Here is a 14,720-nt window from a genome sequence, read left to right as displayed (position 1 = left end):
GGATTTGTTCCGCCGCGGCGTGCCGGAGAGCCCCGAAATATGGGTGCAGCGCAGCAATATTCCGTATTGCGAGAAAAGATCTCACAATTCGAAAATTTTGTTGCGCAGGCCCGCGCACGCTCATTACAATCCGCTGGAGCTTGCCCGCAGCCGGTCGCGTCGCGTCGTCTGCACGAGAGCGATCCTCACATTCCAGGACCCAGGAGACGAGAATGTCCGCTGTACCGAACGAAGTGATGAAATATGTCGCCGCCGAACGTGACGACGACCCGCAAGAAACCGTCGAGTGGCTGGAGTCGCTCGATGGCGTGATCTCCTCCGTGGGCACCGGCCGCGCGCATTACCTGATCGAAAAGCAGATCGAGTTCGCCCGCATGCACGGCGAACACCTGCCGTTCTCCGCTAATACCCCGTACATCAACACGATCCCGGTCGGCGCCCAGGCGAAGATCCCGGGCGACCAGGACCTCGAGCACCGCATCCGTTCGTACACGCGCTGGAACGCGCTGGCGATGGTGCTGCGTGCAGGCAAGGACACGAACGTCGGCGGCCACATCGCATCGTTCGCATCGGCCGCGACGCTCTATGACGTCGGCTACAACCACTTCTGGCACGCAGCGTCGGAGCAGCACGGCGGCGATCTCGTGTTCGTGCAGGGCCACTCGTCGCCGGGCGTCTACTCGCGCGCGTTCCTGCTCGGCCGCCTGAAGGAAGAGCAGCTCGACAACTTCCGCCAGGAAGTCGACGGCAACGGCATTTCGTCGTACCCGCACCCGTGGCTGATGCCGGACTTCTGGCAGTTCCCGACCGTGTCGATGGGCCTCGGCCCGATCATGGCGATCTACCAGGCACGCTTCATGAAGTACCTGGAGGTGCGCGGCATCACGAAGACGGAAGGCCGCAAGGTGTGGGCATTCCTCGGCGACGGCGAGACGGATGAACCGGAATCGCTCGGCGCGATCGGGATGGCGAGCCGCGAGAAGCTCGACAACCTCGTGTTCGTGATCAACTGCAACCTGCAGCGTCTCGACGGCCCGGTGCGCGGCAACGGCAAGATCATCCAGGAACTCGAATCGGAGTTCCGCGGCGCCGGCTGGAACGTGATCAAGGTCATCTGGGGCAGCCGCTGGGATGCGCTGTTCGCGCGCGACAAGTCGGGCGCGCTGATGCGCCGCATGATGGATGTCGTCGACGGCGAGTACCAGACGTACAAGTCGGAATCGGGCGCGTTCGTGCGCGAGCACTTCTTCAACACGCCTGAACTGAAGGCGCTCGTCGCCGACTGGTCGGACGACGACATCTGGGCGCTGAACCGCGGCGGCCACGATCCGCACAAGATCTACGCGGCGTTCCACGAAGCCAGCAACACGAAGGGCGCGCCGACCGTCATCCTCGCGAAGACCATCAAGGGTTACGGGATGGGCGAGTCGGGTCAGGCGATGAACATCACGCACCAGCAGAAGAAGCTGCCGGTCGAGCAACTGAAGAAGTTCCGCGACCAGTTCCGCTTGCCGATCACCGACGAACAGATCGCCGACGTGCCGTACCTGAAGTTCGAGGAAGGCTCGAAGGAACTCGAATACATGCGCAAGCAGCGCATGGACCTCGGCGGCTACCTGCCGCACCGCCGCGAGAAGGCGACGTCGCTGCCGGTGCCGGCACTCGATGCATTCGAGCCGCTGCTGAAGGGCACGGGCGAAGGCCGCGAGATCTCGACGACGATGGCGTTCGTGCGGATCCTGAACATCCTGCTGAAGGACAAGGCGCTCGGCAAGCGCGTCGTGCCGATCGTCCCGGACGAATCGCGCACGTTCGGCATGGAAGGCCTGTTCCGCCAGATCGGTATCTGGAACCAGCAGGGCCAGAAGTACGTGCCGGAAGATTCCGACCAGCTGATGTTCTACAAGGAATCGGAAACCGGCCAGATCCTGCAGGAAGGCATCAACGAAGCGGGCGGCATGTGCGACTGGATCGCGGCGGCGACGTCGTACTCGACGCACGGCGAGATCATGGTGCCGTTCTACATCTTCTATTCGATGTTCGGCTTCCAGCGGATCGGCGATCTCGCATGGGCCGCAGGCGACATGCGTTCGCGCGGCTTCCTGCTCGGCGGTACCGCGGGCCGCACGACGCTGAACGGCGAAGGTCTGCAGCACGAAGACGGCCACTCGCTCCTGTGGGCGGCATCGGTGCCGAACTGCGTGAGCTACGACCCGACGTTCGGCTATGAACTCGCGGTGATCATCCAGGACGGTCTGCGCCGCATGGTGCAAGACCAGGAAGACGTGTACTACTACGTCACGGTGATGAACGAGAACTACGAGCACCCGGCGATTCCGCAGGGCGAGCACGTGGCGGCCGACATCATCAAGGGCATGTACGCGTTCAAGAAGGCCGACGCCGACAAGAAGGCGCCGCGCGTCCAGCTGCTCGGCGCGGGCACGATCTTCAACGAAGTGATCGCTGCCGCCGAACTGCTGAAGAACGACTGGGGCGTCGCCGCCGACCTGTGGAGCGTGCCGAGCTTCACCGAGCTGGCGCGCGAAGGCCATCAGGTCGAGCGCTGGAACCTGCTCCATCCGACCGAGGAGCGCCGTCTGTCGCACGTGCAGAAGTGCCTGAAGGACACGCAGGGCCCGGTCATCGCGTCGACCGACTACGTCCGTGCGCTGGTCGACCAGATCCGCGGCCAGATCGATCGCCGCTTCGTCGTGCTGGGCACCGACGGTTTCGGCCGCTCGGATACCCGCGAGAAGCTGCGTCACTTCTTCGAAGTCGACCGTCACTGGGTCACCGTCGCCGCGCTCAACGCGCTGGCCGACGAAGGCACGATCGAGCGCAAGGTGGTCGCGGACGCGATCGCCAAGTACAACCTCGATCCGTCCAAGCCCAACCCGATGACCGTTTAACGCACACGCCGTGTGATGCCGCGCGTCGCTCCCGCGAGGAGCGCGCGCGGCCATGGAGACAGAAACAGATGAGTCAAGCGATCGAAGTGAAGGTGCCGGATATCGGCGATTACAAGGACGTGCCGGTGATCGAGATCGGCGTGAAGGTCGGCGACACGGTCGAGCCCGAGCAGTCGCTCGTCACGCTCGAGTCCGACAAGGCGACGATGGACGTCCCGAGCCCGGTAGGCGGTGTCGTGAAGGAAATCAAGGTCAAGGTGGGCGATTCCGTGTCGGAAGGCTCGCTGATCATCCTGCTCGAAGGCGGCGCCGCGGCGCAGGCCAATGGCGCGGCTGCGCCGGCCGCAGCACCGGCTCCGGCGGCAGCGCCCGCGCCGGCCGCGGCGGCACCGGCTGCCACACCGGCAGCAGCCGGCGGCACGTTCGAAGTGAAGGTGCCCGACATCGGCGACTACAAGGACGTTCCGGTCATCGAGATCGGCGTGAAGGTCGGCGACACGGTCGAGAAGGAACAGTCGCTCGTCACGCTCGAGTCGGACAAGGCGACGATGGACGTGCCGAGCCCGGCCGCCGGCGTCGTGAAGGAAATCAAGGTGAAGGTGGGCGATTCGGTGTCGGAAGGCACGCTGATCGTGCTGCTCGAAGCCGCAGGTGCAGCGGCTGCCGCACCGCAGGCGAGCGCGCCGGCTCCGGCCGCTGCAGCGCCTGCGCCGGCTGCTGCACCGGCACCCGCGAAGGCCGCGCCGGCACCGGCTGCCGCTGCGCCGGCCGCAGCGCAGTCGGGTGAATACCGCGCCAGCCACGCGTCGCCGTCTGTACGCAAGTTCGCGCGCGAACTCGGCGTCGAAGTCGCACGCGTGCAGGGCTCGGGTCCGAAGGGCCGCATCACGAAGGAAGACGTCACGGGCTTCGTGAAGGGCGTGATGACGGGCCAGCGCGCGGCACCGGTCGCGGCAGCCGCGCCGGCAGGCGGCGGCGAGCTGAACCTGCTGCCGTGGCCGAAGGTCGACTTCTCGAAGTTCGGCCCGTTCGAGGCGAAGCCGCTGTCGCGCATCAAGAAGATCTCGGGCGCGAACCTGCATCGCAACTGGGTGATGATCCCGCACGTCACGAACAACGACGAAGCGGACATCACCGAGCTCGAAGCGCTGCGCGTGCAGTTGAACAAGGAGCACGAAAAGGCGGGCGTGAAGTTCACGATGCTCGCATTCGTGATCAAGGCGGTCGTCGCCGCGCTGAAGAAATTCCCGACCTTCAACGCCAGCCTCGACGGCGACAACCTGGTGTTCAAGCAGTACTACCACGTCGGTTTTGCCGCGGACACGCCGAATGGCCTCGTCGTGCCGGTGATCCGCGATGCGGACAAGAAGGGCCTCGTCGATATCGCGAAGGAAATGGCCGAGCTGTCGAAGGCCGCACGCGACGGCAAGCTGAAGCCGGACCAGATGCAAGGCGGTTGCTTCTCGATCTCGTCGCTCGGCGGGATCGGCGGCACGAACTTCACGCCGATCATCAACGCGCCGGAAGTGGCGATCCTCGGGTTGTCGCGCGGCCAGATGAAGCCGGTGTGGGACGGCAAGCAATTCGTGCCGCGCCTGACGCTGCCGCTGTCGCTGTCGTATGACCATCGCGTGATCGATGGCGCGGAAGCCGCGCGGTTCAATGCGTATCTCGGCGCGTTGCTCGCGGATTTCCGTCGCATCATTCTTTGATGAGCGGGGAGTGGCTCGCGGGGGGCGTGGGTTTTTTGTCGGTGATCCGCGCCTCGTCGTTGAACCTGTTTTGCTAACGGTCTATTAGCGTCGCCCCTGCGCGGGGCGGCGGTCACTTTTCTTTGTCTTCCAAAGAAAAGTAACCAAAAGAAAGGCGCGTCCTTGGGCGGACGGCAAAGGTGGTTCTGCCCAGCGTCGCGTTCTTTTGCCAGGCCGTAGCGGGTTCTTCCGCGGGTTTCTCCCTCTCTGTCTGCAGTCAATCAAGAAGGGGACAGTAATGAGTCTCATCGAAGTCAAGGTTCCGGATATCGGCGATTTCAGCGGCGTCGATGTCATCGAAGTCAACGTACAACCGGGCGACGTGATCGAAAAAGAGCAGACGCTCATCACGCTCGAATCGGACAAAGCCTCCATGGAAGTGCCCAGCGACGTCGCCGGCACCGTCAAGGAAATCAAAGTCAAAGCCGGCGAGAAAGTCTCGCAAGGCACCGTCATCGCCATCGTCGAAGCAGCAGGTGCGGCCGCTCCCGCGAAAGCGCCCGAAGCGCCGAAGCCCGCAGCAGCTGCACCGGCACCGGCCGCAGCCGCTCCGGCACCCGCGCCGCAAGCCGGCAGCTACGCAGGCGCCGCCGACATCGAATGCGACATGCTCGTGCTCGGCGCCGGCCCCGGCGGTTACTCGGCCGCGTTCCGCGCAGCCGACCTCGGCATGAAGACGGTACTCGTCGAACGCTACTCGACGCTCGGCGGCGTGTGCCTGAACGTGGGCTGCATCCCGTCGAAAGCACTGCTGCATACGTCGCTCGTCGTCGAAGAAGCCGCGGCGCTCGCGTCGCACGGCATCACGTTCGGCAAGCCGGAAGTCGATCTCGACAAGCTGCGCGACTTCAAGGGCGGCGTCGTCAAGAAGCTGACGACGGGCCTCGCCGGCATGGCGAAGGCACGCAAGGTCGAAGTGGTCACGGGCGTTGGTGCATTCGTCGATCCGTTCCACATGGAAGTGCAGGGCGAAAACGGCAAGAAGGTCGTCAAGTTCAAGCAGGCGATCATCGCCGCGGGCTCGCAGGCCGTGAAACTGCCGTTCATGCCGGAAGACCCGCGTGTGGTCGATTCGACCGGCGCACTCGAACTGCGCCAGTTGCCGAAACGCATGCTCGTGATCGGCGGCGGCATCATCGGCCTCGAAATGGCGACGGTGTACTCGACGCTCGGCACCGAGATCGACGTCGTCGAAATGATGGACGGCCTGATGATGGGTGCGGACCGCGATCTCGTGAAGGTCTGGGAAAAGTACAACGCGAAGCGCTTCGGCAACGTGATGCTGAAGACCAAGACGGTCGGCGCGGAAGCGAAGGAAGACGGCATCTACGTGAAGTTCGAGGGCGAGAAGGCGCCGGCGGAAGCGCAGCGCTACGACCTCGTGCTCGTCGCGGTGGGCCGCAGCCCGAACGGCAAGAAGATCGGCGCCGACAAGGCCGGCGTCGCCGTCACGGATCGCGGTTTCATCGACGTCGACAAGCAGATGCGCACGAACGTCCCGCACATCTTCGCGATCGGCGACGTCGTCGGCCAGCCGATGCTCGCGCACAAGGCCGTGCATGAAGGCCACGTCGCAGCGGAAGCCGCGCACGGCGAAAAGGCGTACTTCGACGCACTGCAGATCCCGTCGGTGGCGTACACCGATCCGGAAGTGGCGTGGGCCGGCAAGACGGAAGACCAGTGCAAGGCCGAAGGCATCAAGTACGGCAAGGCCGTGTTCCCGTGGGCTGCATCGGGCCGCGCGATCGCGAACGGCCGCGATGAAGGCTTCACGAAGCTGATCTTCGACGAGGAAACCCATCGCGTGATCGGCGGCGCGATCGTCGGCCTGAACGCAGGCGACCTGATCAGCGAAGTGTGCCTCGCCGTCGAGATGGGCGCGGACGCGGAAGACATCGGCAAGACGATCCATCCGCACCCGACGCTCGGCGAATCGGTCGGCATGGCCGCCGAGTTGTACGAAGGCGTCTGTACGGACCTGCCGCCGCAACGCAAGAAGTAACGTGCTGGCACGGCTGGCCAGGTGCCGGTCATGAGAAACGCCGCCGCTCGGGAAACCCGAGCGGCGTTTTTTTATTGATGCGCAGCCAGGGCCGGGCGGCGCAGCCTATGCCGAAGGCGCGGTACCGCGCACACGCAGAACGGCGGGATCTACTTCGCCGCCCTGACAAATTGCGGGGTGGTGCCGAGTTTTTCGCCGAGTTGCTTCATGAACGCGTGCAATTCGTCGCGTGGCGCGGCAGCGCCGTGCGGCGGGGGCGTCTCGCCCATCGTGACATTGACCCAGAGGTAGGACTTGTTCGGATTCGATTTCGCGGGTGTCACCACGATCACGTAGCGGTAATGGCTGGTTTTATCCTCTCCCGCGATCACGTGTTCCTCGGAAATACCCACCATTCCGTTCTTCGCCAGCAATGCCTGGGCCGCGTCCACTATGCCGGCAAACGGTAGCTCGAACGCATACATTTCCATCGACTCTGGCGTTTCTGCCTGTTGAGGCGTCGCGTTGGGTGGCGCGGCCGCGACCAAACCGGGTAGCGCAAGCGTCGCGACGGAAAGGGCGGTGGCGACGGTGATGGATCCGAGCGTTCTGAACATCAATGAAATGAAGGCGAAACGTACTTCTTGTTGATTTGATTGCCCCCTGATGCCGCGCAACGGAAGACGGCAATGACCCGCAGGGACCGTCGCCGGATCGCATGTTCCGGCACCAGAAACGAAAAAGCCGCGCTGTGCGCGGCTCTTTCAGGAGCAGGGGACGCTTACGCGGCCGGCTTGCTCGTACGACGTGCGGCAGCGGCGGTGGCGGCCTTCGTTGCGACGGCAGCCGCAGCGTTGAAGTTCGTTTCAGCGATTTCGACGGCTTGCTTCGCTGCCTTCTGAACCGTTTCGTACGTGGTGTTCGCAGCGTTCAGTGCCGACTTCAGCGCGGCGACAGCCGTTTCCGAACCGGCCGGGGCGTTCTTCGCGACGTTGTCGACGAGTGCCTGGACCTTCTTGTTCTGCTCTTCGAATTGCGCTTCAGCAACCTTCGCGAATTCGGCTTGCGTCGACGACGCGATTTCGTACAGGTGACGGCCGTACGACAGCACCTTTTCCGCGACCGGCTGCGACAGGCTCGCTTGCAGCGCGATCAGTTCCTGTGCGTCCTTCACCGACAGCAGGCGCTGTGCGTTTTCCTGGCCTTCGGCCAGCGTCGACTTCACGACCTGCAGGTTGAGTTCGATCAGCTTTTCGACGCCTTCGAATGCCTTGGTCGTCAGACCGAACAGGCTTTCGAGGTTGGCTTTCTGTGCGGCGGCGATTTGCTCGGGGGTCAGCAAGGACATGTCCAGCTCCTGAAAAGCGATCGCGTCGATCGCTGGGTAAAGGGCACTACGACGGGGAACCTCGGATGCGCGTGCTTTGTGCAACGCAGCAATGAAGCCTATTTTAGGGCAGAGAAAACCGTTGTCAAGTATTTTTTGTGCGTTGCACAATCGCGACAAATTATCGATAAAACAACGAGTTATCGTGGTCGTTCGGAATCGGTTTCACGTGCGATCCCAGATGGTGCGCACGGCGGCGGGGCAGGCGCGGCGCACCATGATCATGCACAGGTAAACCTGACAGGCCTGTGGAACGTTATCCTTCTGTTCCTGTCGAAAAACGCGCCGTTTCGATGTGCGTACCGTGGCGACCTACCGCCGCCACGGCCGAGACTGGCTCTCCAGGCACGCCGAGCGCCGGATACGTAGTTTCCCCGCTTTAAATCGCCTCCGAAGTGACGTTATCTCAATTAACCGTGTGGTAATCGGGAGACGGGTACTGTCGGGCAGCGTATCCCATGAATTTTTTCGATGGGAGCGGGAGGGTTCATTGGTCAGAGGTTGGCCGACCCTTACATTCCGGTTTAACGACGATCGGTAAGTGCCTAATATTGCTCTTTTTTTCAGCTTTAACTACACTTGCGGAAACCTCCCGCCCGCTTTGTCCAGACCCCAATGAAAGCCGAATCGTTTTCACCGCGCAGATTGTTGCAGAGCATGACGCTCGGCACGGCTGTGTCGGTCGCAGTCGCCTTGCTGGCGACCACCGCGGCCGTCGCGCCCGCTGACGCCTTTGCCGCCACTGCGAAGACCCAACAAGCCGCCAAGAAAAAGGCTGTCGCTCCTGCTTCGTCCGCGAAGAAGAAGTCGGCCAAGGCCGCCTCCGACAAATCCGCCAAGGTCGCCGCAGCCGACGCGCCGCGCGCGAAGGCTTCGCGCAAGCGCATGACGCTCGCGTCGAACGTGCATGGCGGCCATCACGGCGCAGTTCGCAAGGTCGCGTTCCAGCCGCGCCGGCCGACGGTCGGCCAGGCCTTCGGCCTGCACGACACGCCCGACGCGCTCGCGCTGCGATCGAGCGTCGCGTATGTCGTCGACCAGAATTCGGGCGAGCCGCTGTTCGACAAGAATTCGCACGCCGTCGTGCCGATCGCGTCGATCTCGAAGCTGATGACGGCGATGGTCGTGCTCGACTCGAAGTCGCCGATGACCGACCAGATCGAAGTCACCGACGAAGATCGCGACTACGAGAAGGGCACGGGCTCGCGCCTGTCGGTCGGCTCGGTGCTGTCGCGTGAAGACATGCTGCACATCGCGCTGATGGCGTCGGAAAACCGCGCGGCCGCTGCGCTGTCGCGTTACTACCCGGGCGGCCGTCCGGCGTTCATCGCGGCGATGAACGCGAAGGCGAAGTCGCTTGGCATGGCCGATACGCACTTCGAGAATTCGACCGGCCTGTCGAGCTCGAACGTATCGAGCGCGCGCGATCTGGTGAAGATGGTCAATGCGGCGTACCAGTACCCGATGATCCGTCAGTTCTCGACCGATCGCAGCTACGAGGTGTACACGGGCAAGCGCAACCTCGCCTACAACAGCACGAACGCGCTGATCCGCGGCAACGGCTCGTGGGACATCGGCCTGCAGAAGACGGGCTTCATCAACGAAGCGGGTGAATGCCTCGTGATGCAGGCAACGATCCATGGCCGGCCGATGGTGATGGTGCTGCTCGATTCGTTCGGCAAGTATTCGCGTTTCGCCGACGCGGCACGCCTGCGCAACTGGCTCGACGCCGGCGGCGGCGAGCGCCTGACGGCAGCCAACACGCCGAATGGCGGGACCTGATCGCGTTTGCGGCGGTTCGCCGTCGTGCAGATCGGTCACAAGAAAAAGCCCCGCAATCGCGGGGCTTTTTCGTTCGGGAGAAGCGAGGCCGGTGAGGGCGGCTCATGCCTGCCGCTGCAACCCGTCCGCATCCTTCGCGGGCGCCGGCCGGTAGCCGAGCGATTCCGAAATGGTGAGGGCCGTACGGCTCAACTGGCCGAGCCACGCATCCTGCAGACGATCGGCCGGCGCCGACAGCGACAGGCCCGCGACGAGTTTGCCCGAGTCGTCGTAGATGCCGGCCGCGATACAGCGCACGCCGAGTTCCAGTTCCTCGTTGTCGCGTGCGCACGATTGCTGGCGCACGATCGTCAGCTCGCGCTCGAGCTTCGCGATGTCGGTGATGCTGTTCTGCGTATGGCCGGACAGCCCCGTGCGCGTCGCATAGGCGCGCACGCGCGACGTTTCGTCGGCCGCGAGGAACAGCTTGCCGACCGACGTGAGGTGCAGCGGCGCGCGGCCGCCGATCGCACGGACGACCTGCATCCCGGAACGCTCCGAATAGGCGCGCTCGATATAGACGATCTCGTCGCCCTGACGCACCGACAGGTTCACGGTCTGCCCGGTGAGGCGGTGCAGCTCGCGCATCGGCATCAGCGCCGCGTCGCGTACCGACAGGCGTGCCTTTACGAGGTTGCCGAGCTCGAGCAGCCGCATGCCGAGGCGATACGTGCCGGGATCGGAGCGGTCGACGAGACGGCAGGTCACCATGTCGTTGAGGATGCGGTGCGCGGTCGACGGGTGCAGCTCCGTCCGCTGCGCAAGTTCCTTCAGGCTGACAGGGTCGCTGTGCGCGGCGAGCGCGTCCAGCAACCGCATCATGCGTTCGATCACCTGGATCGACGTTTTTGAATCCGGGGTGGATTGGCTCATGTCGGGGGAGAAATCGGTTGACGCGTCAAGCGAGGTTGCAACGATTGTATCTCGTATCGTGAAAAAAGCGAACGCCGTTCGAGGAAGTCCTCGTTTCGCGCAGCCCGGGCTTGTGCGCGAGCCGGCGTTGGTCTTGCCGGCCAAACGGCGGATAATGAGAGCCGTTTTCTCGAAGGAGCACGTATGCGAGTCGGTTTGTTCGTGACCTGCCTGGTCGATCTGATGCGCCCCGAAATCGGTTTTTCGGCGCTCAAGCTGATTCGCGACGCCGGCTACGAGGTGATCGTGCCGCCCGCGCAGACCTGCTGTGGCCAGCCGGCCTACAACTCGGGCGAACGCGGGCTCGCCCGCGATCTCGCGGAAAAGACATTGCGCGAGTTCGAGCAGTTCGATTACGTCGTCGCGCCGTCGGGTTCGTGCGGCGGAATGATCCGCGCGCACTACGGCGACCTGTTCCGCGACGACCCCGAGCTGATGGGGCGCTACACGCGGTTCCAGCAGAAGGTCTACGAACTGACCGATTTCCTGGCGAATGTCGCGAAGGTATCGCTCGCGCCGGGTGAATTCACGGGGCCCGTCACCTATCACGATTCGTGCTCGGGCCTGCGCGAACTCGGCGTGAAGGCGCAGCCGCGCGCGCTGCTCGCGCAGCGCGGCATTGCGGTCACCGAGATGAAGGACTGCGAGCACTGCTGCGGCTTCGGCGGTACGTTTGCGATCAAGTACGGCGACATTTCGGCGGCCATCGCGGATGAAAAATGCGCGAACGTGCGCGCGTCGGGCACGGGGGCCGTCGTGCTCGGCGATCTCGGCTGCATGCTGAACATCGAAGGGCGGTTGCGCCGCACCGGCGACCGCGACACCCGCGTGCTGCACGTCGCGCAGGTGCTGGCGGGCGACGTCTGACGCCCGGTTCCGCTCACTTTTCCCCGATACCGCGATGCAAGTCCAATCGATGCATTTCAAGGCGCGCGCCGGCCAGAAGCTGGCCGACCAGCGCCTGCAGCAGAACCTGAAGAAGCTGTCGACCAAGTTCGTGTCCGCGCGCGCCGACGCGATGACCGCGATCGACTTCCCGGCCACGCGGGCCGCGCTGAAGGCGCGCCGCAATCGCGCGCTGGAGAACCTCGACGTGTGGCTCGAGGCTTTCGAGCGTGAGGCGACGCGGCGCGGCACGACGGTGCTGTTCGCCGAAACGACGGCGGACGCCGCGCGGCTCGTGGCCGACATCGCGCGCCGTCACGACGTGAAGAAGGTCATCAAGACCAAGTCGATGGTGTCCGAGGAAATGCGCCTGAACGCGGTGCTCGCGGAAATGGGCGTGCAGTCGATCGAGACGGATCTCGGCGAATACATCCTGCAGATCAACGATAACGAGCCGCCCAGCCACATCATTGCGCCCGTCGTGCACAAGGACAAGGACGAGATCGCCGACCTGTTCGCGCGCACGCACCACCGCGAGCGGCTCACCGAGATTCCGGACATGACGCGCGAGGCGCGCGAGGTGCTGCGCCCGCATTTCATGTCGGCCGACATGGGCGTGACGGGCGGCAACTTCGTGATCGCCGAGACCGGTTCGGTCGCGATCGTGACGAACGAAGGGAACGAGGGGATGTGCACGGTGATGCCGCGCGTGCATGTGGCGGTGACGGGCATCGAGAAGGTGCTGCCGACGCTCGAGGATCTCGCGACCGCGATGCGCCTGCTGCCGCGTTCCGCGACGGGGCAGAAGACGTCGAACTATTTCTCGCTGCTGACCGGGCCGCGCGGGCCGGACGACGAGGACGGCCCCGAGCACAACTACGTGGTGCTCGTTGACGGCGGCCGCACGGGGCTGATCGGCGGCGAGTTCCAGGAGATGCTGCGCTGCATCCGCTGCGGCGCTTGCATGAACCATTGCCCGGTTTACCAGAAGGTCGGCGGCCATGCGTACGGCTGGGTCTACCCGGGGCCGATGGGGTCCGTGTTGACACCGAGCTACGTCGGGCTCGACCGCGCGCTCGACCTGCCGCAGGCCGCGACGCTCTGCGGCGAATGCGACAGCGTGTGCCCGGCCGGGATCCCGTTGTCGCACCTGTTGCGCACGCTGCGCGAGAAGCAGGTTGAGCGGCACCTGCGGCCGTGGCGCGAGCGGGCGGCGCTCGCCGCATGGGGCTTCTTCGCGCGGCGGCCGATGCTGTATGCGCTGACGACCAAGCTTGCCGTGCGCGTCCTCGAGCGGCTGGGCGGCAACGGCGGCACGCTGCGGCGCCTGCCGATGATGGGCGGCTGGATGGATACGCGCGACATGCCGACACCGACCGGGCGCACGTTCCGCGAACTGTACGCGGCGTCGCAAAGCCACCTCGGCTGACGACTGTTCATCCGGCGACAACAGTGCGTTCGCTATTTGTATATTTATCTCGATAGGTGCGGTCTATAGAATCCTGTCTGTAGTCCCCGGAATTGGGTTTCGGGGTACGAGGTCAAGGAGGTCCGCATCATGAGAAAGACAATATCGATGTACTGGCCGCTGGCAATCGTCGTTCCGCTGGCTGCGGCTGCCTATCTGCACGCGATGGCCGATGCGCCGTCGCGTGGCCCGCTGGCGGTGCACCAGGCGTCTGCCGAACTGGCGCGTGCGGTGTCGTTCGGGCTGGTCGGCGATGCGGCGAAGCCGCTGCCGGCAGCGTCCGGCGACGTTGTGCTCGCCGCACCGAAGGCGCTGTAATGCACGGCGCCGTCGCTTTGCGCGGCGGCGCGATTTCGGCCGCCTTTGTATAATGGCGTGCTGTTCTCCAACGCGGTCCGCCGCGGCTTTCCGATAGTGCGATGACCCGCGTTTCGATCTGTTTCGTCTGTCTCGGCAACATCTGCCGTTCGCCCACCGCGGAAGGCGTGATGCGTCGCCAGGTCGACGCGGCCGCGCTGGCCGACCGGGTCGCGATCGATTCGGCCGGCACGGGTGACTGGCATGTCGGCGAGCCACCCGATACGCGTGCGCAGGCTGCCGCTCTTGGCCGTGGCTACGACCTGTCGGCGCTGCGCGCACGACAGGTGAGCGCGGCGGATTTCGAGCGCTTCGACCTGCTGCTCGCGATGGACGAGGCGAATCTCGCTGAGTTGCGCCGCCGCTGTCCGCCGCAGCATCACGGCAAGGTGCGTTTGCTGATGGAGTTCGCGCCGGATTCGGCCGAAACCGAAGTGGCCGATCCCTATTTCGGCGGCGCGCAGGGCTTCGAGCACGTGCTCGATCAGGTCGAGCGCGCGTGCGCGGGCCTGCTGGAGACGCTCCGGGCCCGTACGGAGCGCTGATCGCGCGGTATTCAGCGGTCTGCGAATACCCTTTCAAAAGCATGGATACTTGACTAAATTCGTCAAATATTTATACTTGACCAAAATCGTCAAGATTGCAGTCCCCTAGACACCATGAGACTCACCACCAAAGGCCGTTTCGCCGTCACGGCGATGATTGACTTGGCACTGCGCCAGGAGCAGGGCCCGGTGACGCTTGCAGGCATCAGCCAGCGCCAGCGGATTTCGCTCTCGTATCTCGAACAGCTGTTCGGCAAGCTGCGCAGGCATGAAATCGTCGAATCCGTGCGCGGCCCGGGCGGCGGCTACAACCTCGCGCGTCGCGCGCAGGACGTCACCGTTGCCGACATCATCATCGCGGTCGATGAACCGCTCGACGCCACGCAGTGCGGCGGCAAAGGCACGTGCGACGGCTCGAAGCAGCCCGACGGCCATTGCATGACGCACGAGCTGTGGTCGACGCTGAACCAGAAGATGGTCGAATACCTCGATTCGGTGTCGCTGCAGGATCTCGTCGATCAGCAGCGCGCTCGCGAGGGCGCACCTGCGGTGCTGCGCGACCGGCGCACGCCGGAGCCCGTCGCGGCGCCGGCCGAGCCGGTGCGGACGATGCCGCTCGGCCCCAATTCGGTGTTCAACATCGCGAGTTCGTGAGCGCGAAAGCGCCGCCATACCCCATAACGCACATAGTCCCTGCACAGAAT

The 14,720-nt window shown here is 64.4% G+C and carries 12 protein-coding genes; 9 read left to right on the top strand and 3 right to left on the bottom strand.

The annotated features are described in order from the left end of the window. Positions 1–212 precede the first annotated feature (212 nt). The 3 genes from aceE (at position 213) to lpdA (ending at position 6,662) form a co-directional block, all read left to right on the top strand. Positions 213–2,909, top strand: a complete 2,697-nt coding sequence (gene aceE / locus HAV18_RS23120) for a pyruvate dehydrogenase (acetyl-transferring), homodimeric type (protein ID WP_166960302.1) — start codon at positions 213–215, stop codon at positions 2,907–2,909. Positions 2,910–2,977: 68 nt separating this feature from the next. Further along, positions 2,978–4,621 (top strand): dihydrolipoyllysine-residue acetyltransferase, encoded by a 1,644-nt coding sequence (gene aceF / locus HAV18_RS23115; RefSeq protein WP_166960300.1) that lies wholly within the window; start codon positions 2,978–2,980, stop codon positions 4,619–4,621. 277 nt (positions 4,622–4,898) lie between these two features. Beyond that, positions 4,899–6,662 (top strand): dihydrolipoyl dehydrogenase, encoded by a 1,764-nt coding sequence (gene lpdA / locus HAV18_RS23110; protein WP_166960297.1) that lies wholly within the window; start codon positions 4,899–4,901, stop codon positions 6,660–6,662. A 149-nt stretch (positions 6,663–6,811) separates the two neighbouring features. On the opposite strand, the gene HAV18_RS23105 is transcribed toward lpdA, so the two are convergent. Together HAV18_RS23105 and HAV18_RS23100 are read right to left on the bottom strand one after the other, a co-directional pair. Beyond that, positions 6,812–7,258 carry a hypothetical protein gene (locus HAV18_RS23105; RefSeq protein ID WP_243771758.1) on the bottom strand — a complete coding sequence of 149 codons (447 nt, stop codon included), beginning with the start codon at positions 7,256–7,258 and terminating at the stop codon, positions 6,812–6,814. 164 nt (positions 7,259–7,422) lie between these two features. Then, complete coding sequence (locus HAV18_RS23100; RefSeq protein ID WP_048248776.1) at positions 7,423–7,989, bottom strand: phasin family protein; 567 nt, start codon at positions 7,987–7,989, stop codon at positions 7,423–7,425. Between the two features lie 654 nt (positions 7,990–8,643). Between HAV18_RS23100 and pbpG the strand changes: the two genes are divergently transcribed. Further along, positions 8,644–9,810, top strand: a complete 1,167-nt coding sequence (pbpG, locus tag HAV18_RS23095; RefSeq protein ID WP_166960295.1) for a D-alanyl-D-alanine endopeptidase — start codon at positions 8,644–8,646, stop codon at positions 9,808–9,810. A 102-nt stretch (positions 9,811–9,912) separates the two neighbouring features. Here the strand turns inward: pbpG and HAV18_RS23090 are convergent, their stop codons facing one another. Continuing rightward, positions 9,913–10,722, bottom strand: a complete 810-nt coding sequence (locus HAV18_RS23090) for an IclR family transcriptional regulator (protein WP_166960293.1) — start codon at positions 10,720–10,722, stop codon at positions 9,913–9,915. Positions 10,723–10,905: 183 nt separating this feature from the next. On the opposite strand from HAV18_RS23090, the gene HAV18_RS23085 reads away from it, so the two are divergent. From HAV18_RS23085 to iscR, 5 genes are all read left to right on the top strand, one after another. Then, on the top strand, positions 10,906–11,628 hold the full coding sequence (locus HAV18_RS23085; RefSeq protein WP_166960292.1) for a (Fe-S)-binding protein: 723 nt from the start codon (positions 10,906–10,908) through the stop codon (positions 11,626–11,628). Between the two features lie 34 nt (positions 11,629–11,662). Next, positions 11,663–13,075, top strand: coding sequence for a lactate utilization protein B (locus tag HAV18_RS23080; RefSeq protein WP_166960289.1), 1,413 nt, complete (start codon positions 11,663–11,665; stop codon positions 13,073–13,075). Positions 13,076–13,204: 129 nt separating this feature from the next. Further along, entirely contained in the window at positions 13,205–13,432 is a 228-nt protein-coding gene (locus HAV18_RS23075; protein WP_043190346.1) for a hypothetical protein, read from the top strand. Between the two features lie 101 nt (positions 13,433–13,533). Next, the gene (locus HAV18_RS23070; RefSeq protein WP_166960287.1) at positions 13,534–14,016 is read left to right on the top strand and encodes a low molecular weight protein-tyrosine-phosphatase; all 483 of its coding nucleotides are present in this window, start codon (positions 13,534–13,536) and stop codon (positions 14,014–14,016) included. Positions 14,017–14,130: 114 nt separating this feature from the next. Next, on the top strand, positions 14,131–14,670 hold the full coding sequence (gene iscR, locus HAV18_RS23065; protein ID WP_009691731.1) for a Fe-S cluster assembly transcriptional regulator IscR: 540 nt from the start codon (positions 14,131–14,133) through the stop codon (positions 14,668–14,670). Positions 14,671–14,720 lie beyond the last annotated feature (50 nt).

This window comes from Burkholderia sp. D-99 (assembly GCF_011605345.1).
In the GTDB taxonomy this organism is placed as follows: Bacteria; Pseudomonadota; Gammaproteobacteria; order Burkholderiales; family Burkholderiaceae; genus Burkholderia.
The sequence above is the reverse complement of the archived record's forward strand: the minus strand, read 5'-3'. Positions and strand labels throughout refer to the sequence as shown.

What these genes read in the sequence shown, in the direction of transcription:
- aceE (WP_166960302.1), top strand. Translation starts at nt 213, where the DNA reads ATGTCCGCTGTACCGAACGAAGTGATGAAATATGTCGCCGCCGAACGT.
- aceF (WP_166960300.1), top strand. Translation starts at nt 2,978, where the DNA reads ATGAGTCAAGCGATCGAAGTGAAGGTGCCGGATATCGGCGATTACAAG.
- lpdA (WP_166960297.1), top strand. Translation starts at nt 4,899, where the DNA reads ATGAGTCTCATCGAAGTCAAGGTTCCGGATATCGGCGATTTCAGCGGC.
- HAV18_RS23105 (WP_243771758.1), bottom strand. Translation starts at nt 7,258, where the DNA reads ATGTTCAGAACGCTCGGATCCATCACCGTCGCCACCGCCCTTTCCGTC.
- HAV18_RS23100 (WP_048248776.1), bottom strand. Translation starts at nt 7,989, where the DNA reads ATGTCCTTGCTGACCCCCGAGCAAATCGCCGCCGCACAGAAAGCCAAC.
- pbpG (WP_166960295.1), top strand. Translation starts at nt 8,644, where the DNA reads ATGAAAGCCGAATCGTTTTCACCGCGCAGATTGTTGCAGAGCATGACG.
- HAV18_RS23090 (WP_166960293.1), bottom strand. Translation starts at nt 10,722, where the DNA reads ATGAGCCAATCCACCCCGGATTCAAAAACGTCGATCCAGGTGATCGAA.
- HAV18_RS23085 (WP_166960292.1), top strand. Translation starts at nt 10,906, where the DNA reads ATGCGAGTCGGTTTGTTCGTGACCTGCCTGGTCGATCTGATGCGCCCC.
- HAV18_RS23080 (WP_166960289.1), top strand. Translation starts at nt 11,663, where the DNA reads ATGCAAGTCCAATCGATGCATTTCAAGGCGCGCGCCGGCCAGAAGCTG.
- HAV18_RS23075 (WP_043190346.1), top strand. Translation starts at nt 13,205, where the DNA reads ATGAGAAAGACAATATCGATGTACTGGCCGCTGGCAATCGTCGTTCCG.
- HAV18_RS23070 (WP_166960287.1), top strand. Translation starts at nt 13,534, where the DNA reads ATGACCCGCGTTTCGATCTGTTTCGTCTGTCTCGGCAACATCTGCCGT.
- iscR (WP_009691731.1), top strand. Translation starts at nt 14,131, where the DNA reads ATGAGACTCACCACCAAAGGCCGTTTCGCCGTCACGGCGATGATTGAC.